The organism is Streptococcus parasanguinis (assembly GCF_001073155.1).
Lineage (GTDB): Bacteria > Bacillota > Bacilli > Lactobacillales > Streptococcaceae > Streptococcus > Streptococcus parasanguinis_D.
In genome coordinates, this window is the sequence record NZ_JVEE01000020.1 from 1 (window position 1) to 26,637 (window position 26,637).

At 41.2% G+C, this 26,637-nt stretch carries 24 protein-coding genes and 5 tRNA genes; 20 read left to right on the plus strand and 9 right to left on the minus strand.

Annotated features, from left to right (window positions below; translation table 11 throughout):
- Positions 1 to 77: 77 nt before the first annotated feature.
- The 5 genes from ADH92_RS02500 to ADH92_RS02520 all read left to right on the plus strand — a co-directional run bounded on the left by ADH92_RS02500 (position 78) and on the right by ADH92_RS02520 (position 505).
- Positions 78 to 158: transfer RNA gene (locus tag ADH92_RS02500), tRNA-Tyr, on the plus strand.
- Positions 159 to 164: 6 nt separating this feature from the next.
- A tRNA-Trp gene (locus tag ADH92_RS02505) sits at positions 165 to 235 on the plus strand.
- 12 nt (positions 236 to 247) lie between these two features.
- Positions 248 to 320, plus strand: a tRNA-His gene (locus tag ADH92_RS02510).
- Between the two features lie 19 nt (positions 321 to 339).
- A tRNA-Gln gene (locus ADH92_RS02515) sits at positions 340 to 411 on the plus strand.
- 10 nt (positions 412 to 421) lie between these two features.
- A tRNA-Leu gene (locus ADH92_RS02520) sits at positions 422 to 505 on the plus strand.
- An 85-nt stretch (positions 506 to 590) separates the two neighbouring features.
- On the opposite strand, the gene ADH92_RS02525 is transcribed toward ADH92_RS02520, so the two are convergent.
- From ADH92_RS02525 to ADH92_RS02545, 5 genes are read right to left on the minus strand one after another with little or no spacing between them, the layout of a single operon-like run.
- Entirely contained in the window at positions 591 to 1,724 is a 1,134-nt protein-coding gene (locus ADH92_RS02525; RefSeq protein ID WP_009732034.1) for a tyrosine-type recombinase/integrase, read from the minus strand.
- Between the two features lie 3 nt (positions 1,725 to 1,727).
- Positions 1,728 to 1,922: a DUF3173 domain-containing protein gene (locus ADH92_RS02530; protein ID WP_000598356.1), complete on the minus strand. Its 195-nt coding sequence runs from the start codon at positions 1,920 to 1,922 to the stop codon at positions 1,728 to 1,730.
- Between the two features lie 59 nt (positions 1,923 to 1,981).
- Positions 1,982 to 2,368 carry a hypothetical protein gene (locus tag ADH92_RS02535; RefSeq protein WP_006595173.1) on the minus strand — a complete coding sequence of 129 codons (387 nt, stop codon included), beginning with the start codon at positions 2,366 to 2,368 and terminating at the stop codon, positions 1,982 to 1,984.
- Between the two features lie 2 nt (positions 2,369 to 2,370).
- The gene (locus ADH92_RS02540; protein ID WP_049496810.1) at positions 2,371 to 3,567 is read right to left on the minus strand and encodes a replication initiation factor domain-containing protein; all 1,197 of its coding nucleotides are present in this window, start codon (positions 3,565 to 3,567) and stop codon (positions 2,371 to 2,373) included.
- A 40-nt stretch (positions 3,568 to 3,607) separates the two neighbouring features.
- Entirely contained in the window at positions 3,608 to 4,081 is a 474-nt protein-coding gene (locus ADH92_RS02545) for a hypothetical protein (protein WP_000182279.1), read from the minus strand.
- 319 nt (positions 4,082 to 4,400) lie between these two features.
- Between ADH92_RS02545 and ADH92_RS02550 the strand changes: the two genes are divergently transcribed.
- Positions 4,401 to 4,847: a helix-turn-helix transcriptional regulator gene (locus ADH92_RS02550; RefSeq protein WP_000287814.1), complete on the plus strand. Its 447-nt coding sequence runs from the start codon at positions 4,401 to 4,403 to the stop codon at positions 4,845 to 4,847.
- A 163-nt stretch (positions 4,848 to 5,010) separates the two neighbouring features.
- Here the strand turns inward: ADH92_RS02550 and ADH92_RS02555 are convergent, their stop codons facing one another.
- Positions 5,011 to 5,337, minus strand: a complete 327-nt coding sequence (locus ADH92_RS02555) for a DMT family transporter (protein ID WP_000120162.1) — start codon at positions 5,335 to 5,337, stop codon at positions 5,011 to 5,013.
- Between the two features lie 172 nt (positions 5,338 to 5,509).
- Between ADH92_RS02555 and ADH92_RS11295 the strand changes: the two genes are divergently transcribed.
- From ADH92_RS11295 to ADH92_RS02585, 6 genes are all read left to right on the plus strand, one after another.
- Positions 5,510 to 5,908, plus strand: a complete 399-nt coding sequence (locus tag ADH92_RS11295) for a hypothetical protein (RefSeq protein WP_049496811.1) — start codon at positions 5,510 to 5,512, stop codon at positions 5,906 to 5,908.
- Between the two features lie 310 nt (positions 5,909 to 6,218).
- Complete coding sequence (locus ADH92_RS02565; RefSeq protein ID WP_003004547.1) at positions 6,219 to 6,656, plus strand: zinc-dependent MarR family transcriptional regulator; 438 nt, start codon at positions 6,219 to 6,221, stop codon at positions 6,654 to 6,656.
- A 1-nt stretch (position 6,657) separates the two neighbouring features.
- Positions 6,658 to 7,362 carry a metal ABC transporter ATP-binding protein gene (locus ADH92_RS02570; RefSeq protein ID WP_003013743.1) on the plus strand — a complete coding sequence of 235 codons (705 nt, stop codon included), beginning with the start codon at positions 6,658 to 6,660 and terminating at the stop codon, positions 7,360 to 7,362.
- The gene (locus ADH92_RS02575; RefSeq protein WP_049496812.1) at positions 7,355 to 8,158 is read left to right on the plus strand and encodes a metal ABC transporter permease; all 804 of its coding nucleotides are present in this window, start codon (positions 7,355 to 7,357) and stop codon (positions 8,156 to 8,158) included. Before ADH92_RS02570 ends, ADH92_RS02575 begins: the two co-directional genes overlap by 8 nt.
- A 2-nt stretch (positions 8,159 to 8,160) precedes the next feature.
- Positions 8,161 to 9,666: a zinc ABC transporter substrate-binding protein AdcA gene (locus ADH92_RS02580; RefSeq protein WP_049496814.1), complete on the plus strand. Its 1,506-nt coding sequence runs from the start codon at positions 8,161 to 8,163 to the stop codon at positions 9,664 to 9,666.
- Between the two features lie 139 nt (positions 9,667 to 9,805).
- Positions 9,806 to 10,363 (plus strand): DUF6287 domain-containing protein, encoded by a 558-nt coding sequence (locus ADH92_RS02585; RefSeq protein WP_049496817.1) that lies wholly within the window; start codon positions 9,806 to 9,808, stop codon positions 10,361 to 10,363.
- A 76-nt stretch (positions 10,364 to 10,439) separates the two neighbouring features.
- On the opposite strand, the gene ADH92_RS02590 is transcribed toward ADH92_RS02585, so the two are convergent.
- The gene (locus ADH92_RS02590; RefSeq protein ID WP_049496819.1) at positions 10,440 to 11,294 is read right to left on the minus strand and encodes a putative RNA methyltransferase; all 855 of its coding nucleotides are present in this window, start codon (positions 11,292 to 11,294) and stop codon (positions 10,440 to 10,442) included.
- A gap of 107 nt (positions 11,295 to 11,401) precedes the next feature.
- Positions 11,402 to 11,719 (minus strand): YciI family protein, encoded by a 318-nt coding sequence (locus tag ADH92_RS02595; protein ID WP_049496823.1) that lies wholly within the window; start codon positions 11,717 to 11,719, stop codon positions 11,402 to 11,404.
- Positions 11,720 to 11,806: 87 nt separating this feature from the next.
- On the opposite strand from ADH92_RS02595, the gene ADH92_RS02600 reads away from it, so the two are divergent.
- The 5 genes from ADH92_RS02600 (at position 11,807) to ADH92_RS02620 (ending at position 14,855) form a co-directional block, all read left to right on the plus strand.
- Positions 11,807 to 12,124, plus strand: a complete 318-nt coding sequence (locus ADH92_RS02600) for a winged helix-turn-helix transcriptional regulator (RefSeq protein WP_080978948.1) — start codon at positions 11,807 to 11,809, stop codon at positions 12,122 to 12,124.
- 125 nt (positions 12,125 to 12,249) lie between these two features.
- Complete coding sequence (locus ADH92_RS02605; RefSeq protein WP_049496827.1) at positions 12,250 to 13,116, plus strand: ABC transporter ATP-binding protein; 867 nt, start codon at positions 12,250 to 12,252, stop codon at positions 13,114 to 13,116.
- On the plus strand, positions 13,116 to 13,958 hold the full coding sequence (locus ADH92_RS02610) for an ABC transporter permease (protein ID WP_049496830.1): 843 nt from the start codon (positions 13,116 to 13,118) through the stop codon (positions 13,956 to 13,958). Before ADH92_RS02605 ends, ADH92_RS02610 begins: the two co-directional genes overlap by 1 nt.
- A gap of 18 nt (positions 13,959 to 13,976) precedes the next feature.
- Positions 13,977 to 14,432 (plus strand): LytTR family DNA-binding domain-containing protein, encoded by a 456-nt coding sequence (locus tag ADH92_RS02615; RefSeq protein WP_049496832.1) that lies wholly within the window; start codon positions 13,977 to 13,979, stop codon positions 14,430 to 14,432.
- 9 nt (positions 14,433 to 14,441) lie between these two features.
- The gene (locus ADH92_RS02620) at positions 14,442 to 14,855 is read left to right on the plus strand and encodes a DUF3021 domain-containing protein (protein ID WP_049496835.1); all 414 of its coding nucleotides are present in this window, start codon (positions 14,442 to 14,444) and stop codon (positions 14,853 to 14,855) included.
- 62 nt (positions 14,856 to 14,917) lie between these two features.
- Here ADH92_RS02620 and tyrS read toward each other — a convergent pair whose 3' ends face one another.
- A complete protein-coding gene (gene tyrS / locus ADH92_RS02625; protein ID WP_003004779.1) occupies positions 14,918 to 16,174 on the minus strand; it encodes a tyrosine--tRNA ligase in 1,257 nt (418 codons plus the stop codon).
- Positions 16,175 to 16,356: 182 nt separating this feature from the next.
- On the opposite strand from tyrS, the gene pbp1b reads away from it, so the two are divergent.
- The 3 genes from pbp1b (at position 16,357) to rpoC (ending at position 26,548) form a co-directional block, all read left to right on the plus strand.
- Complete coding sequence (pbp1b, locus tag ADH92_RS02630) at positions 16,357 to 18,813, plus strand: penicillin-binding protein PBP1B (protein ID WP_049496840.1); 2,457 nt, start codon at positions 16,357 to 16,359, stop codon at positions 18,811 to 18,813.
- 351 nt (positions 18,814 to 19,164) lie between these two features.
- Positions 19,165 to 22,734, plus strand: coding sequence for a DNA-directed RNA polymerase subunit beta (gene rpoB, locus ADH92_RS02635; protein WP_023919659.1), 3,570 nt, complete (start codon positions 19,165 to 19,167; stop codon positions 22,732 to 22,734).
- Positions 22,735 to 22,894: 160 nt separating this feature from the next.
- On the plus strand, positions 22,895 to 26,548 hold the full coding sequence (gene rpoC, locus ADH92_RS02640) for a DNA-directed RNA polymerase subunit beta' (RefSeq protein WP_049492130.1): 3,654 nt from the start codon (positions 22,895 to 22,897) through the stop codon (positions 26,546 to 26,548).
- The last annotated feature ends 89 nt before the right edge of the window (positions 26,549 to 26,637 follow it).

Sequence of the window (26,637 nt, forward strand, 5' to 3'; positions counted from 1 at the left end):
TCAGTTGGTAGAGCAATGGATTGAAGCTCCATGTGTCGGCGGTTCGATTCCGTCTCGCGCCATCAATTCAATAATCAGGAAGGGTAGCGAAGAGGCTAAACGCGGCGGACTGTAAATCCGCTCCTTCGGGTTCGGGGGTTCGAATCCCTCCCCTTCCATCCTTTACGGGCATAGTTTAAAGGTAGAACTAAGGTCTCCAAAACCTTCAGTGTGGGTTCAATTCCTACTGCCCGTGTTAATAATTATGGCGGGTGTGGTGAAGTGGTTAACACACCAGATTGTGGCTCTGGCATGCGTGGGTTCGATCCCCATCACTCGCCTATTTATTAATATTATTATTGGGGTATAGCCAAGCGGTAAGGCAAGGGACTTTGACTCCCTCATGCGTTGGTTCGAATCCAGCTACCCCAGTTAAATTTATGCCGGCGTGGCGGAATTGGCAGACGCGCTGGACTCAAAATCCAGTGTCCGCAAGGACGTGCCGGTTCGACCCCGGCCGCCGGTATAGTATTAAAGACAAGGTTTTCGGACCTTGTCTTTTTCTTTTATTTGTTGAATTTGTAACGCTGAGTTACTTAAAATTACTAGTTTTATAACAAATCATCTAATTTATCCGCTAATTTTTGTTGCTTGCTTGGATACAAATGAGAGTATGTATCTATTGTTGTAGTTATAGAAGCATGTCCTAATCTTTCTTTTACGACAAGATAATCTTCTCCTTGGTTTATTAGTAGGGAAGCATGTGAATGCCTGAAGTCATGAATTCTTATTTTTTTTAAAGAACTATCTCTTTGTAATATTTTTTTATATTGTTTTTCGATTGAATCCTTAGTTATCGTAATCGGGCTATTTTGAAATATCTGTAGATCATCTAGGTTGGTTGTAAATTCTTTTAATCTTTCATGCTGTGTTTGCCTCCATTCTTCTAGTGTCTCCACTAGTTTGGTGTTCATGATGATTCTTCGGGTTCCAGCTTTTGTCTTTGTACTACTAATGTGTTCTTCACCTTTTTTAACGTATATTGATTTACTTACATGGATTGTATTTGTAGAAAACTCTATGTCCTTCCACGTTAGAGCAAGAGCTTCTCCGAGTCTTAGACCAGTAAAAAATAGAACTGTGAATAGTAATTTTATATTGTATTCATCGTTGCTAAATAGTGTTAAGAAATGCTTAAATTCTTTTACTGTCCAGAAATTTAATTTTACTTTTTCTATGGGTAATTTTTTCAGTAATCCTACGGGATGTTCCTTGTAAAATCCCTTTCTTAATCCAACATCCAGAATTTTCTTTAGTAAAATTATAATTTTATTAATAGTGTTTGGACTTAGCTTCTTTTCTGAGTTTTGAGTATTTTTATCTCTTAGATGTTCTCTGAATTGATAGATATCTTCATAAGTTAATTTAGCTACATCATCAACTTTTTCAAAATAGTTTTTTATATGCCTGTTATAGTTGTTTTCTTGTGTATCTATATAGCTTTGTTTTCTGTTGTTTATTCTATCCTCTTCTTTTAAGAGATCATAAAGGATATCAATTGATATTTTTGAGTTGAAACTTTTTTCTTTAAGTTCGACACTTCGTAAGTATTGTTCGGCCTCCAATGCTTCTTTTTTAGTTTTGAATCCTTTTCTTACAATTCTACGTTGTTTTAGAGATATTGGATTTATACCATTGGAAACATCAACAATCCAAGTTCCGTCTCTACTTTTACGTAAAGCCATAAGCTACGCTTCTTTCTGGAGTTCAATTCCTAATAGTTCTTCTGCGACACTGGCTGGAATTGTACCAATCCTTTTGTTATCGTAGATGTTAAAACCACGATTCACTAATAGTAATTTGCCGGTATGGATAATCTTTCTTGCAGTTCCTGGAGCAAATCCAAGTTCGATAAGGTCATCTTTTGTTACAGTTTTAATCATGTTATCTCCTTTTCTAATTAGATTAAGTAAGGGGAGGATTAACTCCCCTTGTCTTATACTTATTTTTGTTTTACATCTACTAAATGGATAGCATCCGCCTTGTAATACATTGTCGAACTAATCATAGTAGCTTGTAAATTGTCAAATGTTACTGGTACTTCATCCATTGCTTGGATATAGTCATTATCAACTAAAGCTTCTGGATTGTCTACTGAGACTTGGGTTGATTTCTTTTTGAATTGTCCATCCTTGATCGTTACATTGTATTTCCAACCAATGATTTTATCGGTATTAAAACGTCTTTCGCTACCATCTCGGTTTTTGATAATTTCTCCGTTTGCATCAGCTCGGACTTCCGTTTCAAATTTTGGAATGACTTCATCCAATTCAAATTTTGTTCCAATGTTATTAAAATTCCAGTCATTTTGTGAAAGCATTTTTGCCATAGTTAATTTCTCCTTTTGATATTTTCTTTGATTGTGGGGATCAAATCCTCTCTTTTAAAGAGTATTGCCCTTTCTATTAATCCACTTGCTAAATCTGGTGGATATTCCATATTGTTGAGTGCGAGATAGTTAGACTTCTCATACTCATGCAGTAAATTATTGTCGTATAGAAATTTATACGCTTTTAGAATAGCCCCTGAACCTTTATAGGTAAACCATTCTAATTTTTGTTCTAGTTCTGTTTTTGGTTTTGAAATAATGATAGAGATAGGTTTTGAGTGACCTAAAAACTTTTCCCAAGATCTCAAGGGTTTTGAGAAGTGACTATCACTATAGAACCTCACTTTTTCTTTGAGATATCCCTTGGTAAAGTTGAGAAGATCTATTTCTGAATGCAACCATTCTTGAATGAAGTAGTGAGCTTTTTCTTTCCTAAGTTCTAACTCAGTTCTTATCCAATTTTCTATATACCGCTTGCTGATACCGAGCTTCTCAGCTCGTTCTAAGCGTTTATCGTAAATTCTAAGTCTTTCATCATCATTGGGTTTTCTCAAATATAAGGTCTGGCCGATTGTTTCATCTCCGTAGGTATTGTAGTAGGTACTTTTTCCATATATAAAGCGTTTCTTCTGACAAATCTTTAGAAGCTGATTAGGAGTGAAATAGGGTGTTTCATTAAAATCATCTATTGCAATATCAATTCGTCTTACTGAAAATTGATTGTAATTGTAGTAGAGGTTGTTCAGAAACTGTCTTTCGGACAGACTATTTGGATCTAATACCATATCTCTATAGAACTCGAGTGCCTGTCCTGACATGACAAGCATGTAGGACGACTCTTTCGCTCCATAGTAGATACGGATATTTCCATAATGAAGCTGGCTATCATAGTTATAGTATTTAAGGCTCCCTATATTCTCAATAAATAGGTCATAGTCAAGAAATAGAATGTCTTCGATTATTTCTCTTGGCGAAAATTCAGTCTTGTCAAACTGAATTTGAATCCAGTCAAATACAGAACGTAAATGTTCATTTTTTGCCATAGATTTTGATTCAACTTTTTGCCTAATTTTGCCACCCTTAAAATCTCCGAAACCCTTGGAAATACTGAATTCTTTCGATGATACACCTAACTTGCAGAGGGTGGTGTTACTACACACCCTATCGGTCAAAAATGGTCCGTCCGCATCTACGCTCATTTTCGGCTTTCTGCCTCATGGCTCAGCCGAAAACTCGCTATTAGCCGAACCTATTTTTTGACCTCTTGTTAACAAACCCTAGTAAGCCGGTTTGCATCGACTCTTCAATATCTTGGATTTTCTTTTTTAGGTTGGAATTCTCAATTTTTATCAGTCGCATTTCTCGCTTAAATTCCTGTTTTAAGGCGCTCAGTTCATCGTAGAGCTCATCTATTACTTGGTTTAGGGATTCATGTTCATTGTCTGCTAGACTCCCAAATACGGCTTGTATAGCCTCTTTTAGACCTATTTCAAGTTTTAGTTTAGCTAACTTTTGAAATTGTCTAAGGTCTTCGTCTGTAAAATCATAGGCAACTGTATAACTTAATTGATGAGTTCTGGGATTTCTACTGATAGGAACTTTAATTTTCTTAAATTCCTTGCCACTTATCTCTTTAATCAGTTGAATCCAATTTTTAAGAGTAGAGGTAGAGTTTAGGCCAGAAATTTGATTGACTAACTCTTTATTGGTCATCTTTTTGTGAAACCTCCGAAATTTTCTTGTGCAACTGAAGAGTTTTCTGTGGTATAATTGTTACATAATATGTTTTGATCTTGGAACGAACGGCACATTTGTTTCAAGATTTTTTATTTTGTCGAATCCTACCTCCTTTATTAAAATTTTTTAAATCGACTACTAGTTACATACGCTTTTACCTCCTTTTATGCTATAATATTCTCAATGGAATATTCAATCTCAAAATAAATATTCCTTATGGAATAATTCTATTTTATACCGTTTGGAATATTTTGTCAAGCTAAAATATACGAATAAGAATATCTATAGGAGAATTATGTATACAGAGGATTATAAATTTTCAGAGAGGTTAAAAACTCTCAGAAAATCAAAAAAGTTAACTCAAGTACAAATATCGGAATTAATTGGAGTTCAACAAGGGACATATTCTCGGTGGGAGAATGGAACGTTAGAACCAGGATTAGAATTCGTTGTGAAATTGGCAAATATCTTTGGGACTACTACAGATTATTTGCTGGGACAAAAACCTTATTCAATTATCAGTAGTTTACCTCTAGAACAATTAGATCTTACCAATATTGCAAACTTTTCAAAGGATGAGTTTGATATTTTGAAACATTCAATAGCAGTTTCGGTGGCAAGAAATAAAATAAAGGCAACAGAACTAAAAGATAGAGTTATAGAAAAAAATCAGTTGTCAGAAAAAGATGCAGAACTTTTGAATAAGATTTTTGAAGAAGTTAAAACTTATTGGGAAAATTAGGAGGACGCTAGTCTTCAAAATTCCCTCCCAAAATGTGTCCAAAATATTGACAGAATTCTAGCTTTTCATTATAGTTCTTATGGAACTTTTTTTCTACAACAAAATAGGCTCCATAATATCCATAGGGGATTTACCCACTACAAATAGTATAGAGCCGGTTTTATTAATGTCCTGCATTTCCTAATAAGTTAACCATGACAACACCAATGATAATCAAAATTAAACCGATAATGCTATAAACATTTAGTGTTTCTTTGAAAATCATTACTGCGATAGAGGATATCAAAACTAAACCGACAGCTGACCATGTTGCATAAGCTATTCCTACAGGAATTTTTTGCATTGCTAGTGATAAGAAATAGAAACAAACGCCATAGCTAAGTAGGGCAGAAACGGTTGGAATAGGCTTTGTAAAACCGTCTGATAATTTCAAAAGGTTAGTTCCCAATATCTCTCCTACAATGGCGATAAAAAGATAAAAGTATGACATGTCTTTAACCTCCTATATGTCATGTTTTTGCTCTAAGAGCTATTATAGCTATCCGTTTTTTATAAATCTTGGCACAAGTCATGAGAATTTGTAGTAAAACTGTGGCAGACACTTTTTCAGAACCAATAGCTGATAAGTTTAGTATATCATAAGATAAATTTTAAATAAAGTCTTGATTTATTTCAATGTCTTGCGTGGTCTCGATTTTACTGGTAAAATTACTTTTAAGAACTTTAAAAAAGAGGCTTCTATATTTGACAAAACAATGACTTGTTGTCCCGAATGTGGGCATCCTTTGGAGAAAAAATTTTTAAAAGATGAGGGAGATATTCCTTATTGTTCACAATGTGCGAGTTTTCGTTTTCCAGTCTTTAATACAGCAATTAGTGCGATTTTATTTAATGAAAAACATGATAAGATTCTCTTGATTAAGCAATATGACATGGCTGAGCATATTTTGCTAGCTGGTTATGTGTCTAATGATATTCACAACCAATTTCTACAATCATTAAAGGCAATTAATTTAGCCTCTCTTATTACGGATATGGGTAATAAAATTGCACAAAACTAGTCCAAAACTCTTTTTAATAAGGAGTATACTTTCTAGCATTTTATAGTTACTAAAAAGTATCTAAACTTTGGAAGTGATACTAAGTTTTAAAAAATATTATGGAAAAAAAGCTTATAAAATCAATATTTTTGAGATTTAAAACTAATAATATTAGACTCAAAATCCAGTGTCCGCAAGGACGTGCCGGTTCGACCCCGGCCGCCGGTATAGATTATAAAGGAGTTTTACTCCTTTTTTTGTTTTAATTTTTTCTTTTTTGTGATATAATTAACCGGTAAAGTTTCATTTAGTGAATTAGAAGGAGTCAATTTTGTCTGAAGTTGCAAATAAAATCGATCGATTTTTAAATTCTATTTTATTGTTATCAGAAAATCAGCATGAGATTTTAGTTGGTTCTTGTACAAGTGGTGTTTCATTAACTAACACTCAGGAACATATTTTGATGCTGGTTGCTGATGAAGCTCTAACCAATTCTGTCTTAGCTAAGAAATTGAATGTCAGTCAGGCGGCTATCACGAAGGCCGTGAAGCCCTTATTAAGTCAGGGCATGCTGGAGACTTATCGAGATGAAAATGATGCTCGGGTTCTCTATTATCGCTTAACTGAGATTGGTAAGCCTATTGCATTAGAGCATCAGCACCACCATCAGCATACTCTTCACACTTATGAGGATGTTTTGTCGAAGTTTACAAAGAATGAGCAAGGGGTCATTTCGCGGTTTTTAGATCTATTGGAAGAGGAGTTATAGTTTGAGGTATATTACGGTTTCGAATTTATCGTTTTATTATGATAGGGAACCGGTTTTAGAAGGGATCAATTACTACTTAGATAGTGGGGAGTTTGTGACTTTGACCGGTGAAAATGGTGCTGCTAAGTCAACCTTGATTAAGGCTAGTCTTGGGATTTTACAGCCCAAGGTGGGGACAGTTGAGATTTCAAAGACGAATGTTAAGGGAAAGAAGTTAAGGATTGCTTATTTGCCACAACAGATTGCTAGTTTTAATGCTGGATTTCCAAGTACGGTCTATGAATTTGTGAAGTCAGGTCGGTATCCTCGTAAAGGCTGGTTTCGAAAGTTGAATGAGCACGATGAAAAACATATTCTGAAGAGTTTAGAATCTGTTGGGATGCTGGAGTTCAAGGATCGGGCGATTGGTTCTTTGTCTGGTGGTCAGAAACAGCGGGCCGTCATTGCTCGGATGTTTGCTTCTGATCCGGATATCTTTGTTTTAGATGAACCGACAACAGGGATGGATGCGACGACAAAGAGTGATTTTTATGAGTTGATGCATCACAGTGCGCATCACCATCAAAAATCTGTTTTGATGATTACGCACGATCCAGAAGAGGTTAACCAATTTGCGGATCGGAATATTCATTTGGTTCGTGACCAGAGCTCTCCTTGGAGATGTTTTAACGTCCATGATACAGAAGGGGAGGGTGACCATGCTTGATTTATTCCAGTATGATTTTATGCAGCGGGCCTTGTTGGCTATGGTTGCCATGAGTCTTTTTTCTCCTGTGTTAGGGATTTTCTTGATTTTGAGACGGCAGAGTCTGATGAGTGATACGCTGAGTCACGTCTCTCTTGCGGGTGTCGCTTTTGGACTTTTTCTTGGGATCTCTCCGACGCTCTCGACTATGATCATTGTCATTATTGCTGCGGTCTTTCTTGAGTATTTGCGGACCTTATTTAAGGACTTTATGGAGATCGGGACGGCAATTTTAATGTCCACTGGTCTTGCCCTAGCTTTAGTACTGATGCGTGGTGGTGGGAAAAGCTCGATGAGCTTGGATCAGTATTTGTTTGGTTCTACCCTAACCATTACGGATGAACAGGTGATCGCCTTGTTTGTGATTGCTTTCGTTGTATTAGTGCTGACGGCCTTATTCTTGCGGCCTATGTATATTTTGACTTTTGATGAAGATACGGCCTTCGTAGATGGCCTTCCGGTCCGGACCATGTCCATTTTATTTAATGTGGTGACAGGGGTTGCTATCGCCTTAATGATTCCTGCAGCAGGATCGTTATTGGTTTCAACTATCATGGTCTTACCGGCTAGTATTGCGCTGAAATTAGGGAAGAACTTCCGTGGGGTCATGTTGCTTGCGGTCATTATTGGCTTTATCGGGATGTTTAGTGGGTTGATTTTGTCTTATATTGCAGATACACCAGCAAGTGCCAGCATCACGCTTTTATTTGTGGCCCTGTTCTTGCTTGTGAATCTTGGATCACGTTGGAGGAAGTAAATATGAAATTTAAAAAAATAGGTTTAATGTTGTTGGTGGCTTTTGCCCTTATCTTGACTGCTTGTGGCAAAAGTCAGAGTCAAAATGGAAAATTAAAAGTGATGACCACTTTTTATCCTGTTTATGATTTTACAAAAAATATTGTCGGAGATGAAGGAACGGTAGAACTGCTCATTGGAGCGGGATCAGAGCCTCATGAATATGAATTGTCTGCTAAGGGGCGGGCTATGATTCAAGATTCGGATGTTTTCGTCTATGAGAATGAAAACATGGAAACGTGGGTTCCAAATCTTTTGAAATCAATGAAGGATAAGAAAACCAAAGTGATCGATGCCACCAAGGGCATGGTCTTGCTTCCTGGATTGGAAGAGGAACATGAACACGAAGGGGGCGAAGAACACCATCATGAATATGATCCTCACCTTTGGCTCTCTCCACATCGTGCCATGAAGATGGTAGAGTCGATTCGCGATCAGTTGGTCGCAGCTTATCCAGATAAGAAAAAGACGTTTGAGAAGAATGCCCAAGCTTATTTGAAGAAATTACAGGCTTTGGATCAAGCTTATCAGGATGGCTTGAAAGATGCTAAGCAAAAGAATTTTGTGACCCAACACGCGGCTTTCCGTTACTTGGCCTTGGATTATGGCTTAAACCAAGTGGCCATTTCAGGGATTTCACCTGATAGCGAGCCTTCTGCTGCACGATTGCGTGAATTGACAGAGTATATCAAGAAAAATGAGATCAAGGTGATTTACTTTGAAGAAAATGCTTCTAAGTCCTTGGCGAAAACCTTGTCTTCTGAAGCTGGTGTTGAGTTGGCTGTCTTAAATCCTTTGGAAAGCCTGACGGATCAAGAAATGAAAGATGGCGAAGACTACGTTTCTGTCATGAAGGAGAATCTGAAGGCGCTAGAGAAAACCACATCCCAAGCTGGTAAGGATATTCAACCGGAACATGAGGAAGATTCTAAGACGGTTCAAAAGGGCTATTTCGAGGATAGTCAAGTGAAGGATCGTAGCTTAGAAAATTACGCAGGTGATTGGAAATCGGTTTATCCATACTTGCAAGATGGAACTTTGGATCAGGTCTTTGATTATAAGGCAAAATTAAATCCAACCATGACTGCTGCTGAGTATAAGGAATATTATACCAAGGGTTACCAAACAGATATTGATCGGATTAAGATTGATAAGGATTCAATGGAGTTTTATCAAAAAGGATCTTCTAAGAAATATACCTATAAATATGTAGGTAAGCACATTTTGACTTATAAGAAGGGGAATCGTGGTGTTCGTTATCTTTTTGAAGCCAAGGAAAGCGATGCGGGAGACTTCAAATATGTTCAATTTAGTGACCATGAAATCACTCCGGTAAAGGCAGCTCACTTCCACATTTTCCATGGAGGAAAGAGTCAAGAAGCGCTTTATGATGAGTTAGAAAATTGGCCAACTTATTATCCTTCCAACTTATCTGGTTTAGAAGTGGCACAGGAAATGCTGGCTCATTAAGAGCTGTATCAATAGAGAGACTAGGATTGATTATCCCGGTCTCTTTTTGATTAAAAATGGAGAGTGAAGCTTGTCAAATGCTTGAAAATACGTTACAATGAAAGGGCTTTAAACTAAAAAAATGTATGGGGAATTTTTAATGAAAAAAGTTGGTGCAATTCTGGTGAGTTTTCTTAGTGTGCTCCTGTTGGTGGCTTGTTCGCAACAGAGCGCGAGTAAGAAATCAGATTCTTCTTCTAGTCAAACGAGTGCTTCTTCTGAGGTGAAAAAGACGACAGCTTCTAGTTCAGAAGTGAAGGAGAAAGAAAAAAAAGAAGAGAAAAAAGAAGTGAAGAAAATGGATCTTGAGGCTATTGCTAATGGGGATTACAGCAGTATTGCTGGTGTCTGGCAAGATGATAAAGGAAACAAGCTGGTCTTTAACGACAAAGGGTTGGTTTCACAAGAGTTAGAGGGCTATGGTGCTTCTTTGACGGATTATGGGACAGCCTCAGAAGGTATCTATGGTGGTCGTGATGGTGGCTTCTTGTTGGAGTATATCCCTGCAGGAGTGACCATTGGTGATCAGGTCGATGATCAAGGACAAGTTGTTTTTAAGGATACATCCGATGCCTCTAAGAACCGCTTGTGGTCTGGTGTTGGAATCGCTAGTTTTGGGGAACAAGGATCGATCTACTATCATGTAGGAGATCAATAAAAATATAAAAAGGGAATAGGACAGGAGCAACTGTAACGAGTTGTGCTTCTATCTTATCCCCTTTTTAATCTGCACTTTACGGGTTTTGTATCTTGATTTTCCCAACCAGCAGCTCAGCTTCAATGGTGATTTCTTTGAGGCGGGTCCAATTGATTTTTTCTTGGTCAACATGAAATAAAAGAGGAGTCATGGCGAGGAGCGCCTGACGTTCTTCAGGAGTTAAACTCTTGGTGAGGCTGACCGTTTCGGATGAGAGGATCTGGCAGTGGTCTTCAAAGTGCTCTAAAATTTCCTGGTTGGAGTAAGATTGCTTGGCCAATTGATCTTGGGCCAACTGACGAATTTCTTTTAGATGAGAAGAGGTTGGGACGACCTTAATGATCACCCCTTCTGTCTTTAAGACACGTTCAAATTCAGCGTAATTAGCCGGGGAGAAGATGTCCAAAATGACCTCCATACTCTTAGATTGAATGGGTAAATGAGCCAAATCTCCTACAAACCAATTGACCTTCCAGCTAGCGTCACTCTTGGCAGCTAGTTGTACGGATTCCTTTGAAAGATCAAATGCATAGAAAGTAGCTTGGGGATAAGCTTCTTGTAGTTTTCGGGAGTAATAACCTTCTCCGCAACCGATATCTAGAATCTTGCCATCACAAGTCGGAATTTTTTGTCCGATCGCTGTTAGAATCGGCTCATAAAACCCTGCTTCTAAGATCAGCTGGCGATTTTGGAAATTTTCTTTGTCATAGTCCTTTGATTGCTTGATCTGGGGAGCAAGGTTGACATAGCCAAATTTCGCCAAATCAAAAGAATGATTATTTGGACATTTAAAACTGGTCCCCACAAGTTCTAGGTTCAGTTGACAGATAGGACAGGCAAAAGCAGTGGCTGTTTGAAATCGTTGTAATTTTGGTTTGATCGGTGTATTCATATTAGTAGTGTAACAAAAGAGCCTCTAGATAGCAACTGATGCTTTAATGGGACTAAGTCACACTTTTTTAACGGTTCTACGCGGTATTGAGTGGACCTTGAGTCTCTTCATTTAATTTTCTCCTTTTCGTCCAATGGATCGCCGAGGATGGTTTTCAATTCTGGACAATATTTACTTGCCTCAAATTCAATGATCTCATATTGAGCAATCTCATTTTGATAGAATGGATCGTGTGCAATGATTTCTTGGACAGCATCTTTATTTTTTGCTCTCATGAGAATGATACCGCCGGTTCTTGGATTTTTTCTTCCAGATGCGATAAAAAGACCTTTTGTATAATACTGATTTAAAAAATCTATGTGTTTTTCTAAGTGTTTTTCAACTTCATCAAGGGACTTTATATAGGTAAGATTTACAATAAACATAAGTGACTCCTTTAAAATAAATGATAAATAGATTATAATACTTTACAAACTACCTGAATAGTAGGCACATTTTTGTAAGGAGAAAAAATGTTAACAAATAAAAATTGGAACTGTAGTATGTCTCGAGTCTTAGATGTGGTTGGTGGGAAATGGAGGATGAATATATTATGGGTTATAAACAAGCATAAGAGAGTCCGTTTCAATCAATTGAGAAGAGAAGTTGAAGGGATTACAACTATCAGTTTGACACGTGGATTAGATGTTTTAATAGAGAACCAATTGATTGAGAAATATGATTTTGAAACGATACCACTCCATACAGAATATGAGCTGACAGAAAAAGGGAAATCACTGATGCCGATTTTAAAGGACTTGAATCAATGGGGAAAAGAATGGTTGCATTAAATTTTCTTCTTCTTTTTGTCACTTTCATCTTGCCACTTAGGTTCTCATTTTGACCGCTTATCCCAAAAGGCCGTTTTTTAAACGGCTTTTTTGCTAGACTGATACTGTCAAAAAGGAGAGAGAACATGATATTACAAGCTAAAAACATCAGTAAACGGTATGGAAATCATCTAGTGGTTGATCATATTCACCTACAGTTTGAAAAGGGAACGTTTAATGCGATTCTAGGACCAAATGGGGCGGGGAAATCAACGACGATTTCCATGTTGATTGGTTTGAAACAACCAACGCAAGGCGACATTATTTATGAACCCGGTACTAAAATTGGTGTGGTCTTCCAAACCAGTGTTTTAGATGAGATGCTGACGGTTAAGGAAAATCTGACCATTCGTGCCAGACAGTACAAAGGCCTAAAACCAAATCGTGTGTCTGATCTTATTGATCGACTAGGCCTATCAGCTTTCCAAAAGCAGAAATATGGGACGCTTTCAGGCGGCCAAAAGCGTCGGGTTGACATTGCGCGTGCTCTACTGCACGGTCCGGATCTTCTGTTCTTAGATGAGCCAACGACAGGTTTAGACATTCAAACCCGGAAGTCTATTTGGGATTTGCTCTATCAATTGCAGAGAGAAGAGGGAATGACCGTTGTATTGACCACGCATTATCTTGACGAAGCAGATGAAGCTGATCAAATTTATATTGTAGATCTTGGGAAAGTGATTGCTCAAGGATCGGCACTAGATATTAAGAGCCAATATGCTACTAATATCTTAAAGATTCGTTTCAAGGAGAGACAGCAGATAGAAAGTCTCAAATCTTCGGGAATGTCAGTAGAGCAACAAAGTCAATTGGAGTATGTTCTTCGACCCGAGAGTGAAAGGGAAGCCATTGATTACCTGGCGCAAGTTAGAGATAATCTAGCCCATTTTGAGTTTCGTCCAGGGACCATGGATGATGCCTTTATTGCACTTACAGGAAGGGAGGTCCGCTAATGCTAGCCTTACTAAAGCGAAATTTTTTATTGTATTTTAGGAATCGTTCAGGAGTTTTCTTCTCCCTGTTGGGAGCCTTGATTTCCTTTGTTCTCTATATTATTTTTCTTCAAAAAAATCTAACAGATGCTTGGGCTCAGCTCCCCAATAGTGGTCCTGTGTTAAATAATTGGTTAATGAGTGGGACGCTAGCTGTGACAGGGATTACGACAAGTTTGGCTGCCCTGACTCAGTTAGTAAAGGACCGTGAAAATCAAGTAGATCAGGATCTTTATTTATCGGATCAAGGAAAGTGGCGGTTACCATTTTCGTATCTAACGAGCGCAATCATCATCTCTTTTTTTATGCAGGCTCTTATGTATGTGCTGATGTGTGGCTATTTTAGAGAAGTTCCAGCACTGTCTTTATTACCTGAAGTACTCCCTATTATGCTGCTTAGTAGCCTGCTTTCTAGTTTAGTGAATGCCATTTTTGTTTATTTTTTCCATTCCGTAGACAGTCTTGGGAAGTTTTCGACCATAGTGGGTACAGCTTCTGGTTTTTTGGTAGGGACTTATGTACCTTTAGGTGTTCTACCTGATTTTGCACAACTACTAATGAAATGTACTCCAGCAACTTATATTGCTGCACTTTATCGGCAAGTACTCATGAAAGAAGCATTAAATGAGACCTTTAAAGGTCAAGATAATCTTCTTCAAGAGTTTCAAGAAAAAATGGGTGTTCAGCTCAAATGGCAAGCGTTATTGACAAAGGAACAAACATACCTTATAGTGTTAGGTGGTATTCTTCTAGCTTTGGGGATTTGGGTTTCCTTAGCAAAAAGATCGAATAAAAGAAAGTAAGTGAGAATTGGAGTAGGAATGAAGATTCGTTTTGAGGAAAAACAGGATATCCCAGAAAGCAACCCCTGTGTGGTCATTCAAGCTAAGCAATTATCTGATCAAGCACGAGAGGTGATGGACTATCTCGAACAGTTTTCGACAGTGAATCAAGTAGTGATCCCTATCAAAACAGATGATCATTTGATCATGGTGAAAATTGATGACATTATTCTAGCCGAGATTGATAAGAATCAGCTAACCATTTATACGACAGACAAAACGTTCACCGTCAGAGACACTTTGACAAATTTTCAACATCGGATTAATCGTCGTAATTTTTTACAGATATCACGCCACGCGGTGATGAATATCGACCATTTAGAATCGCTATCGGATAGTTTTTCAGGCAATATGATGGCTAAACTGACACGCGGAGTAAAATCAAGTGTCAGTCGGAAATATGTCAAATCCTTGATGGATTATTTAGGGGTATAGGAGAAAGTGATGAAACGAGTTATAGCTTATTTTGTATCTGGTATGAGGACAGGATCCTTCTTTTATTTGTGTTTGGTGTTATTATCCCATGTCTATCCTAACATCGTCTATCCCGCTGTAAATGTCCGCAATATCCTGGCGATCTTTTTAATGAGTGGAACAATGGGAGTCTTGACGTTCATTCTTGAGGAAGAAGAGTTTTTGACCTATAGTTTGCGTGTGGTCCTGCATTTAGTTGTGACAGCTACCATCTTAGCATTGACCTACTTATTTTTTGGCTGGGGGGCAGCCTTACGGAGCCCGATTCCTTGGTTGATCTTTCTAGCTATTTACGGCCTGATCTGGCTTTATCAGATTTGGCAGCTCCATAAAAAAACTCAACGAATCAACCAAGCTTTGTTGCATCGCAGAAAAGGGAAATAGTCCCAGAAAAAAGTGTATAAGAAAACCACGAAGTTAATAGGAAACTTCGTGGTTTTACTTTCTTAATAAGTCAAAACAAAGTATTTTTTCTTACCGCGACGGATAACGGTCAATTCGTTTTCTAATTTATCGCTATCGCTCAAGACATAGTCAAGGTCTTGGATGCGTTCGCCGTTAACGTAGATAGCTCCGTTTTGAACATCTTCGCGGGCTTGGCGTTTAGAATTGACCACACCAGCTGTGACCAAGAGTTCAACAATGTTGAGGTTGTCTTCTGCTTGGACCTGGTAGTTTGGCACACCACGAAGGCCTTGTTTGAGTTCTTTGACAGAAAGGTTTTTGATGTTTCCTGCAAAGAGTTGTTCTGTGATGTTGAGGGCTTCCTTGTAGGCTTCTTCACCGTGGACAAGGGTGACCACTTCACGCGCTAAGATCTTTTGAGCTAAGCGTTCATGAGGAGCAGCCTCAAACTGTTTGCGGATCTCTTCAATCTCATCAAGTGACAAGAAAGTGAAGATCTTCAAGAAGCGCACAGCATCCGCATCCATCACATTCATCCAGAATTGGTACATTTCGTATGGAGATGTTTTGTCTGCATTGAGCCAGACCGCATTGCCTTCTGATTTACCGAATTTCTTACCAGTTGCATCTGTGATCAAAGGCACAGTCATAACATGACCAGTTTTATCTGCTTTACGACGCATCAACTCAGTACCAGCTGTCATGTTTCCCCATTGGTCAGATCCACCGATTTGAAGGGTAACATTGTGTTCTTGGTTGAGGACGTAGAAGTCATAGCCTTGCATAATTTGGTAGGCAAACTCTGTGTAAGAAATCCCTGTCTCAATCCGTTTTTTAACAGATTCTTTACTCATCATAGCATTGACTGTAAAGTATTTTCCGACATCACGAAGGAAGTCAATAAAGCTAATGCTTCCGAACCAATCGTAGTTGTTGACCATTTCGGCTTTATTGTCCCCATTTTCAAAATCGAGGAAACGAGACAATTGCCCTTGAATGGAGCGAACCCATTCTTGTACAGTTTCTTTTGTTTGGAGACTACGTTCAGCATCTTTGAAGGACGGATCTCCAATGAGACCAGTCGCACCGCCAACGAGCGCATAAGGTTTGTGGCCTGCTAGTTGAAGACGACGGCTCGTCAAGATGGCAACCAAGTGACCAAGGTGAAGGCTGTCAGCAGTTGGATCATAACCAGTATAATAAGAAACCTGACCTTCTTCCAGTGCTTTGCGCAAGGCTTCTTCATCCGTCGTTTGAAATACCAAACCACGCTCTTTTAGCTCATCAAAAATGTGCATGTGTCTTTTCTCCTTTATAAGTTTATTCATTTCTCTATTCTACCATAAACCACGGAAATGGCAATGCTTTCCATCATTTTCTTATCCTTACCCAGGAAGAATGAGTGACGATTTCTACGCTCTTGTGATTGAAAACAAAGGGCCTAATCTGCTATAATATAGGGAACAAGGAGAAAGAATCAGTGAATCAATTAAAAGAGAAGCTGCAAGAGTTTTGGAAGAAAGTCCAAAAATTCTTTGCAAATATGTATACAGAAACTCCGAATAAGGAAAAAAATGAGGAAAGTAGCTGGTCTGTCGGTGATATTTTTGCGACCTTTTTACGAACCCTCAAACTCTTGTGGGATGTGATGATCGCCCTGTTCGTGTGCCTCTTTTTATTTGGCGCAGGGATTGGGATTGGTTATGCGGCGAGCCTCTTTAGCAACGTCAAGGTTCCAAAGACAGAAGAATTGGTCCAGCAGGTTCGCGACGTCAGCAGTGTTTCAAACCTGACCTATTCCGATAAGAGCTTGATTGCAGAAGTGGACAGCGATTTGATCCGCACGCCGGTAGCTGGAGATGCCATTTCAGACAATGTCAAGAAGGCTGTGATCGCTACTGAGGATGAGAATTTTGAAAGCCACAAGGGGGTTGTCCCTAAAGCCGTTCTTCGGGCAACACTTGGATCCGTAGCCGGTGTGGGTTCCTCTAGTGGGGGATCAACCCTAACCCAGCAGTTGATCAAACAGCAAGTTGTGGGAGACGCTCCGACCTTTACTCGTAAGGCGACAGAGATTGTCGATGCCTTGACTTTAGAGCGGGGAATGAATAAAAATGAAATCCTAACCACCTACTTAAATGTTTCGCCTTTTGGACGAAACAATCGGGGACAAAATATTGCGGGTGTGGAAGCTGCGGCTCAAGGGATCTTTGGCGTCTCTGCAAAAGACTTGTCTGTTCCACAAGCGGCCTTTATCGCTGGCTTGCCACAAAGTCCGATTGTCTACTCTCCTTATGCTGCAGACGGTAGCCTAAAGAGCAAAGAAAACCTCGAGTTAGGTTTGGCGCGTGCCAAAGACGTTTTGTTCAATATGTACCGGACGGGAGCCTTGTCGAAAAAAGACTACGAGACCTATGCTCAGTACGACTTGACCAAAGACTTCATCGCTCCAGATGGCATCGAGAAAACACCGCATGACTACCTCTACTTCCAAGCCATGGCAGAAGCAAAAGAGGCCATGTATGATTACTTGATCAAGCGAGACAATGTCACCAAGCAAGACTTGAAAAATAATGAAACCGTCAAGGCTTACCAAGAATTAGCTGAGAGCGAGTTGCGCGAAGGTGGCTACACCATTCAAACCACGATTAACAAACCGGTTCACAATGCGATGCAGGCCGCAGTAGCAAACTTTGGAAGCGTCTTGGATGATGGGACAGGTTTTGTAGAAGTTGGGAATGTCCTTATGGACAACCGAACGGGTGCCGTTTTAGGATTTATCGGCGGACGGAATTTTGACGGCAACCAAAACAACCATGCCTTTGATACAGAACGTTCCCCAGGGTCTACTATCAAACCACTGTTGGCCTATGGGATTGCCATCGACCAAGGCTTGATGGGAAGCAATAGCATCCTTTCTAACTATCCGACTAATTTCTCAAGTGGTGAGCCAATCATGCACGTGGATAGCCGAGGAACAGCCATGATGGATCTCCGTGAGGCCCTCAATACCTCATGGAATATTCCAGCTTACTGGACTTACCGGACTCTTCGTGAAAAGGGTGTGGATGTCCCATCCTACATGAAGAAAATGGGCTATGATATCCCTGAATATGGCATTGAAAGCCTGCCAATGGGGGGAGGAATTGAGGTCACTGTTGCCCAACATACCAATGGTTTCCAAACCATTGCTAACAATGGGAACTACCTCAAACGCTATATGGTAGAGCAAATCATTGATCGAGATGGGGACGTAGTCTACAAGCACGAGGCAGATCCTGTTCGTGTTTACTCTCCAGCAACGGCAACGATTATGCAGGATCTCTTGCGCGGGGTTATTACGTCTGGTGCTACAACGACCTTTAAGTCACGGATTAGCCAAATCAATCCAACACTGGCGGGTGCTGACTGGATTGGAAAAACCGGTACGACCAACTCAAATGGAGATATGTGGCTCATGCTGTCCACCCCTAATGTTTCTTTAGGAGGTTGGATTGGCCATGACAACAATGCTTCTATGCAGACCTTGACTGGATACAACAACAATGCCCAATACATGGCGCAGTTGGCGAATGCGATCTACCAAGCAGATCCAAGTCTCTTTGGGATTCAGGATAAATTCACTCTCGATAAGAGTGTGATCCGCTCTGAAGTGCTCAAATCGACTGGTGAAAGACCGGGCCGCGTCAATGTCAATGGCCGGGATATCGATGTGAGCGGTCAAATGGTGACGAGTCTTTGGGCTAAAAACGGAGCGCCAACCACTCAATACCGCTTTGCCATCGGGGGATCGGATAGCGATTATCAAAGTGCTTGGGCAGCAATTCTCGGCAATACCAGTGGCAATCAGTCGAATAATAAGAACAATTCGACAACCAATAGTTCATCAAGCAATAATTCAAATCGAAATAGTTCCAATCGCGGCAATCGACGCTAGTCTGATCCAGTAGAAAACCTAGAGAAAGCCTTGATTTTTGGAGCAAAAAACGATATAATAGTGATAACTAATTTGTCGTGTGCTTTATTTGAAATATTGTCCAAATAAGAGCTTACAGCAGTTAAATCTTACTTGAATAAGTCGATTTAGCTGCTCTTTTTGTGCCTATTTTTCAGGAAAACCCTAGTTTGTTACACAAATTTAATTTTTCTAAAAATTACAAAAAGCGACGAATAAGGTGAAGAGACAGCTCTTCACGTGATGCAAATCACACAATTGTAGTTAAAACCGGATAGGTGGTAGGTGTGATGTTACCAAGCTATCCTAGTATAGAAAAAGGAGCTAAAAACTTTGGCAGGACATGACGTTCAATACGGGAAACATCGGACCCGTCGTAGTTTTTCAAGAATCAAAGAGGTTCTTGATTTACCAAACTTGATTGAAATCCAGACAGACTCATTCAAAGATTTCTTGGATCATGGCTTGAAGGAAGTATTTGAAGATGTGCTTCCCATCTCAAACTTCACGGATACAATGGAATTGGAATTTGTGGGTTATGAAATCCGCGAACCTAAGTATTCGCTTGAAGAAGCACGCATCCACGATGCCAGCTACTCAGCACCAATCTTTGTGACCTTCCGTTTGGTCAACAAAGAAACAGGTGAAATCAAGACCCAAGAAGTTTTCTTTGGTGATTTCCCAATCATGACTGAAATGGGAACTTTCATCATCAATGGTGGAGAACGGATTATCGTATCTCAGTTGGTCCGCTCACCAGGTGTCTACTTCAATGATAAGGTGGACAAGAATGGGAAGGTTGGTTATGGATCAACTGTTATCCCTAACCGTGGGGCTTGGTTAGAGCTTGAAACCGACTCAAAAGACATTGCTTACACACGTATCGACCGCACACGTAAGATTCCATTTACAACCCTTGTGCGTGCTCTTGGATTCTCTGGAGATGATGAAATCATCGATATCTTTGGGGACAGCGAATTGGTTCGCAATACCATTGAAAAAGATATCCACAAAAATCCAATGGATTCACGGACAGATGAAGCCCTCAAAGAAATCTACGAGCGTCTTCGTCCAGGTGAACCAAAAACAGCGGAAAGCTCACGTAGCTTGTTGGTGGCTCGTTTCTTTGATCCACGTCGTTATGACTTGGCACCAGTTGGTCGCTACAAGATCAACAAGAAACTCAATATCAAGAACCGCTTGTTGAACCAAACAATCGCAGAACCATTGGTAGATGCTGAAACAGGGGAAATCCTTGTAGAAGCTGGTACTGTCATGACGCGCGATGTGATCGACAGCATCTCAGAACAATTGGATAACGGTTTGAACAAAATTACCTACATTCCAAATGATGCTGCTGTTTTGACAGAACCAGTAGAATTGCAAAAATTCAAAGTTGTCGCTCCAACAGATCCAGACCGCGTTGTTACCATCATCGGAAATGCCAACCCATCTGACAAAGTGCGCATCGTAACTCCAGCTGATATCTTGGCAGAAATGAGCTATTTCTTGAACCTTGCAGAAGGTATTGGTCGCGTGGATGATATCGACCACCTTGGAAATCGTCGGATTCGTGCCGTTGGTGAATTGCTTGCCAACCAAGTGCGTCTTGGACTTTCACGGATGGAACGAAACGTTCGCGAACGGATGTCTGTACAAGATAACGATGTCTTGACACCACAACAAATCATCAACATCCGTCCAGTAACTGCAGCAATTAAAGAATTCTTTGGATCTTCACAGTTGTCACAGTTCATGGACCAACACAACCCACTTTCTGAGTTGTCTCACAAACGTCGTTTGTCTGCCTTAGGGCCTGGTGGTTTGACACGTGACCGTGCCGGATATGAAGTGCGTGACGTACACTATACCCACTATGGTCGTATGTGTCCGATCGAAACACCTGAAGGACCAAACATCGGTTTGATCAACAACTTGTCATCTTATGGACACTTGAACAAATATGGTTTCATTCAAACGCCATACCGTAAAGTGGACCGTGAAAAAGGTGTAGTCACCAACGAAATCGTTTGGTTGACAGCCGATGAAGAAGATGAGTACATCGTCGCTCAGGCCAACTCTAAGTTGAACGAAAAAGGTGGCTTTGCTGAGCCAATCGTCATGGGACGTCACCGTGGTAACAACCAAGAATTCCCATCTGATCAAGTCGACTACATGGACGTATCTCCAAAACAAGTAGTGGCCGTTGCGACAGCATGTATTCCTTTCTTGGAAAACGATGACTCCAACCGTGCCCTCATGGGTGCCAACATGCAACGTCAGGCTGTGCCATTGATCGATCCAAAAGCCCCTTACGTGGGTACTGGTATGGAATACCAAGCAGCCCATGACTCAGGAGCTGCAGTCATTGCTCAACACGATGGTAAAGTTACTTATGCAGATGCAGACAAGGTAGAAGTTCGTCGGGAAGATGGATCTCTTGATGTTTACCATATCCAAAAATTCCGTCGTTCAAACTCAGGTACGGCTTACAACCAACGTACCCTTGTAAAAGTTGGCGATGTTGTTGAAAAAGGCGACTTTATCGCTGACGGACCATCGATGGAAAAAGGGGAAATGGCCCTTGGTCAAAACCCAATCGTCGCTTACATGACTTGGGAAGGGTATAACTTCGAGGATGCCGTTATCATGAGCGAACGCTTGGTGAAAGAAGATGTCTACACATCTGTTCACTTGGAAGAATTCGAATCAGAAACACGCGATACCAAGTTAGGCCCTGAAGAAATAACCCGTGAAATTCCAAACGTTGGGGAAGATGCTCTTCGTGACTTGGATGAAACAGGTATTATCCGTATTGGTGCGGAAGTAAAAGAAGGAGATATCCTTGTCGGTAAGGTCACACCGAAGGGTGAAAAAGACCTTTCTGCTGAAGAACGTCTCCTGCACGCGATCTTTGGAGATAAATCTCGTGAAGTGCGTGATACATCACTTCGTGTACCTCACGGTGGAGATGGAGTCGTTCGTGATGTTAAGATCTTTACGCGTGCAAACGGAGATGAATTGCAATCTGGTGTCAACATGTTGGTTCGTGTTTACATCGCACAAAAACGCAAGATCCGCGTCGGAGATAAGATGGCCGGTCGTCACGGAAACAAAGGGGTTGTGTCTCGTATTGTTCCAGTTGAAGACATGCCTTACCTTCCAGACGGTACACCAGTTGATATCATGTTGAACCCTCTTGGGGTGCCATCACGTATGAATATCGGTCAGGTTATGGAACTTCACCTTGGTATGGCGGCTCGTAACTTGGGTATCCACATCGCAACACCAGTCTTTGATGGAGCAAGCTCAGAAGACCTCTGGGATACTGTGAAAGAAGCTGGTATGGATAGCGATGCCAAGACCATCCTTTACGATGGACGTACAGGTGAGCCGTTTGACAACCGTGTTTCTGTCGGTGTCATGTACATGATCAAGCTTCACCACATGGTTGATGATAAACTCCATGCCCGTTCAGTCGGACCGTACTCAATGGTTACCCAACAACCACTCGGAGGGAAAGCTCAGTTTGGTGGACAACGTTTCGGGGAAATGGAAGTGTGGGCCCTTGAGGCTTATGGTGCATCAAATGTCCTTCAAGAAATCTTGACTTACAAGTCAGATGATGTCAACGGACGTTTGAAAGCTTATGAAGCGATTACCAAAGGTAAACCAATTCCAAAACCAGGTGTACCAGAATCCTTCCGCGTTCTTGTCAAAGAATTGCAATCTCTTGGTCTTGACATGCGTGTCTTGGACGAAGATGATCAAGAAGTAGAACTTCGTGACCTCGATGAAGGGGAAGACGATGATGTGATTCATGTGGACGACCTTGAAAAAGCACGTGAAAAAGCAGCCAAGGAAGCAAAAGCAGCCTTTGATGCTGAAGAATCAGAAAAATAATCAGTAAAAATGATTGTCTTGTGAGAAACCAATGCTTCTGACAGGATGATTCGATAACAAGATACAGACCACAAGGAGGTGGCAAGAAAGTTTTCTTTCTTTCCCCACCTAAGCTGTATCCAAATGAAACAAGTATGAAAACAAGGAAAGGTAAGAAATAGTGGTTGATGTAAATCGTTTTAAAAGTATGCAAATCACCCTAGCTTCTCCAAGCAAGGTCCGTTCATGGTCTTATGGAGAGGTCAAGAAACCTGAAACAATCAACTACCGTACATTGAAACCAGAACGTGAAGGTCTCTTTGATGAAGTCATCTTTGGACCTACAAAAGACTGGGAATGTGCGTGTGGGAAATACAAACGGATCCGTTACAAAGGGATCGTTTGTGACCGCTGTGGGGTTGAAGTAACACGTGCGAAAGTTCGTCGTGAACGCATGGGGCACATCGAGTTGAAAGCGCCTGTATCACACATCTGGTACTTCAAAGGCATCCCTTCTCGTATGGGATTGACCTTAGATATGAGCCCTCGTGCCCTTGAAGAAGTTATCTACTTCGCAGCTTACGTGGTGATCGATCCAAAAGATACACCACTTGAGCATAAATCCATCATGACAGAACGTGAATACCGTGAACGCTTGCGTGAATACGGACCAGGTTCCTTTGTAGCTAAGATGGGTGCGGAAGCGATCCAAGACCTCTTGAAACAAGTGGATCTGGAAGCTGAAATTGCTCTCTTGAAAGAAGAATTGAAGACTGCAACTGGTCAAAAACGTGTGAAGGCTGTGCGTCGTTTGGATGTCTTGGATGCCTTCTACAAATCTGGCAACAAGCCAGAATGGATGGTCCTCAACATCCTTCCGGTTATTCCACCAGATCTTCGTCCGATGGTCCAATTGGATGGTGGCCGTTTTGCTGCCTCTGACTTGAACGACCTTTACCGCCGTGTGATCAACCGGAACAACCGTTTGGCACGTTTGCTTGAGTTGAATGCCCCTGGTATCATCGTACAAAACGAAAAACGGATGCTCCAAGAAGCCGTTGATGCTTTGATCGATAACGGTCGTCGTGGTCGTCCGATCACAGGACCAGGTAGCCGTCCATTGAAATCATTGAGCCACATGCTCAAAGGGAAACAAGGACGCTTCCGTCAAAACTTGCTCGGTAAACGGGTTGACTTCTCAGGACGTTCTGTTATCGCCGTTGGTCCAACTCTTAAGATGTACCAATGTGGTGTGCCACGTGAAATGGCGATCGAGCTCTTCAAACCATTCGTCATGCGTGAAATCGTTGCGCGTGATATCGTGCAAAACGTCAAAGCTGCAAAACGCTTGGTCGAACGTGGAGATGAACGCATCTGGGATATCCTAGAAGAAGTGATCAAAGAACACCCAGTTCTCTTGAACCGCGCACCGACCCTTCACCGTTTGGGAATCCAAGCCTTTGAACCTGTATTGATTGACGGGAAAGCCCTTCGCTTGCACCCACTTGTCTGTGAAGCCTACAATGCCGACTTTGACGGGGACCAAATGGCCATCCACGTACCGCTTTCAGAAGAAGCTCAAGCAGAAGCTCGTATCTTGATGTTGGCTGCTGAGCACATCTTGAATCCAAAAGACGGAAAACCAGTTGTTACCCCATCTCAGGATATGGTATTGGGGAACTACTACCTCACTATGGAAGAAGCTGGTCGTGAAGGGGAAGGCATGGTCTTTAAAGACCGTGATGAAGCAGTCATGGCTCTTCGCAATGGCTATGTTCACTTGCATACCCGTGTCGGAATTGCGACCGATAGCTTGAACAAACCATGGACAGAAGCGCAACAACACAAGATTCTCTTGACAACTGTTGGTAAGATCCTCTTTAACGATATCATGCCTGCAGAACTTCCATACCTTCAAGAGCCAAATAATGCCAACTTGACAGAAGGCGTTCCAGCTAAGTATTTCTTGGAGCCTGGTCAAGATGTCAAAGCAGCGATTGAGAAATTGGAATTAAATGTTCCATTCAAGAAGAAAAATCTTGGAAATATCATCGCAGAAATCTTCAAACGCTTCCGTACAACTGAAACGTCTGCTTTCTTGGACCGCTTGAAAGACTTGGGTTACCATCATTCAACCCTTGCTGGTTTGACAGTGGGGATTGCTGATATTCCGGTCGTTGAAGACAAGGCAGAAATCATTGAAGAATCTCACAAACGTGTGGAACAAATCACCAAACAATTCCGTCGTGGTTTGATCACAGATGACGAACGCTACAATGCCGTTACAGCTGAATGGCGTGCAGCCCGTGAGAAATTGGAAAAACGCTTGGTAGATAACCAAGATCCGAAGAACCCAATCGTTATGATGATGGACTCTGGAGCCCGTGGTAACATCTCAAACTTCTCGCAACTTGCCGGTATGCGTGGTTTGATGGCCGCTCCAAACGGACGGATCATGGAATTGCCAATCCTGTCAAACTTCCGCGAAGGTTTGTCAGTACTCGAAATGTTCTTCTCAACTCACGGTGCCCGTAAAGGGATGACCGATACGGCCTTGAAGACCGCCGACTCAGGTTACTTGACTCGTCGTTTGGTTGACGTGGCCCAAGACGTGATTATCCGTGAAGACGACTGTGGAACAGACCGTGGACTTGTGATTCGTGCCATTACTGATGGTAAGGAAATGATCGAGCCACTCGAAGAACGCTTGACTGGTCGTTATACCAAGAAATCTGTTAAACATCCTGAAACAGGTGAAGTCATCGTTGGTCCAGATACCTTGATTTCAGAAGACCTAGCACGTGAAATTGTCAAAGCTGGTGTGGAAGAAGTCACTATCCGCTCTGTCTTTACGTGTAACACCCGCCATGGTGTCTGCCGTCACTGTTATGGTATCAACTTGGCGACTGGTGATGCGGTTGAAGTGGGTGAAGCAGTCGGAACCATCGCAGCCCAATCTATCGGGGAACCTGGTACACAGTTGACCATGCGTACCTTCCACACGGGTGGGGTTGCCTCAAATACCGATATCACGCAAGGTCTTCCTCGTGTCCAAGAAATCTTTGAAGCCCGCAATCCAAAAGGGGAAGCGGTCATCACTGAGGTCAAAGGGGAAGTCACAGCGATCGAAGAAGATGCTTCTACTCGGACCAAGAAAGTCTTTGTTAGCGGAGCAACTGGTGAAGGCGAATATGTTGTCCCTTACACTGCTCGCATGAAAGTCGAAGTGGGAGATCAAGTCTCTCGTGGTGCGGCTCTGACAGAAGGGTCTATCCAACCAAAACGTCTCCTTGCCGTTCGTGATGTCTTGTCTGTTGAAACTTACCTTCTTGCGGAAGTACAAAAAGTATACCGTAGCCAAGGGGTAGAAATCGGCGACAAACACATCGAGGTAATGGTGCGTCAAATGATCCGTAAAGTACGTGTCATGGATCCAGGAGATACAGACCTTCTCATGGGTACTCTGATGGACATTACAGACTTTACAGATGCCAATAAAGATGTCCTTATCTCTGGTGGAGTTCCTGCGACTGCTCGTCCAGTCCTTATGGGAATTACCAAAGCCTCTCTTGAAACCAACAGTTTCTTGTCAGCGGCTTCCTTCCAGGAAACAACTCGTGTCCTTACTGACGCAGCGATCCGCGGTAAGAAAGACCATCTCCTTGGACTGAAGGAAAATGTTATCATTGGTAAGATTATTCCTGCAGGTACAGGTATGGCTCGTTACCGTAACTTGGAACCACAAGCGATTAATGAAGTTGAAATTATCGAAGAAGTGCCATTAACAGATGGAACAGTCGATGAAGTTCAAACAGCTGAAGTCGTAGAAGAATAAGAAAATAAGTCGGAACTACAAGTTCCGGCTTTTTTTGAAAAAAGGACCCAAGAGAAATCAAGTAGTCTATTTTTGGAAAATATTGATGA

What these genes read in the sequence shown, in the direction of transcription:
- ADH92_RS02530 (WP_000598356.1), bottom strand. Translation starts at nt 1,922, where the DNA reads ATGATTAAAACTGTAACAAAAGATGACCTTATCGAACTTGGATTTGCT.
- ADH92_RS02590 (WP_049496819.1), bottom strand. Translation starts at nt 11,294, where the DNA reads ATGAATACACCGATCAAACCAAAATTACAACGATTTCAAACAGCCACT.
- ADH92_RS02575 (WP_049496812.1), top strand. Translation starts at nt 7,355, where the DNA reads ATGCTTGATTTATTCCAGTATGATTTTATGCAGCGGGCCTTGTTGGCT.
- ADH92_RS02595 (WP_049496823.1), bottom strand. Translation starts at nt 11,719, where the DNA reads ATGTTTATTGTAAATCTTACCTATATAAAGTCCCTTGATGAAGTTGAA.
- ADH92_RS02525 (WP_009732034.1), bottom strand. Translation starts at nt 1,724, where the DNA reads ATGGCTTTACGTAAAAGTAGAGACGGAACTTGGATTGTTGATGTTTCC.
- ADH92_RS02545 (WP_000182279.1), bottom strand. Translation starts at nt 4,081, where the DNA reads ATGACCAATAAAGAGTTAGTCAATCAAATTTCTGGCCTAAACTCTACC.
- ADH92_RS02605 (WP_049496827.1), top strand. Translation starts at nt 12,250, where the DNA reads ATGATATTACAAGCTAAAAACATCAGTAAACGGTATGGAAATCATCTA.
- ADH92_RS02540 (WP_049496810.1), bottom strand. Translation starts at nt 3,567, where the DNA reads ATGAGCGTAGATGCGGACGGACCATTTTTGACCGATAGGGTGTGTAGT.
- ADH92_RS02580 (WP_049496814.1), top strand. Translation starts at nt 8,161, where the DNA reads ATGAAATTTAAAAAAATAGGTTTAATGTTGTTGGTGGCTTTTGCCCTT.
- ADH92_RS02600 (WP_080978948.1), top strand. Translation starts at nt 11,807, where the DNA reads ATGTTAACAAATAAAAATTGGAACTGTAGTATGTCTCGAGTCTTAGAT.
- ADH92_RS02610 (WP_049496830.1), top strand. Translation starts at nt 13,116, where the DNA reads ATGCTAGCCTTACTAAAGCGAAATTTTTTATTGTATTTTAGGAATCGT.
- ADH92_RS02535 (WP_006595173.1), bottom strand. Translation starts at nt 2,368, where the DNA reads ATGGCAAAAATGCTTTCACAAAATGACTGGAATTTTAATAACATTGGA.
- ADH92_RS02585 (WP_049496817.1), top strand. Translation starts at nt 9,806, where the DNA reads ATGAAAAAAGTTGGTGCAATTCTGGTGAGTTTTCTTAGTGTGCTCCTG.
- ADH92_RS02550 (WP_000287814.1), top strand. Translation starts at nt 4,401, where the DNA reads ATGTATACAGAGGATTATAAATTTTCAGAGAGGTTAAAAACTCTCAGA.
- ADH92_RS02555 (WP_000120162.1), bottom strand. Translation starts at nt 5,337, where the DNA reads ATGTCATACTTTTATCTTTTTATCGCCATTGTAGGAGAGATATTGGGA.
- tyrS (WP_003004779.1), bottom strand. Translation starts at nt 16,174, where the DNA reads ATGCACATTTTTGATGAGCTAAAAGAGCGTGGTTTGGTATTTCAAACG.
- ADH92_RS02615 (WP_049496832.1), top strand. Translation starts at nt 13,977, where the DNA reads ATGAAGATTCGTTTTGAGGAAAAACAGGATATCCCAGAAAGCAACCCC.
- ADH92_RS02620 (WP_049496835.1), top strand. Translation starts at nt 14,442, where the DNA reads ATGAAACGAGTTATAGCTTATTTTGTATCTGGTATGAGGACAGGATCC.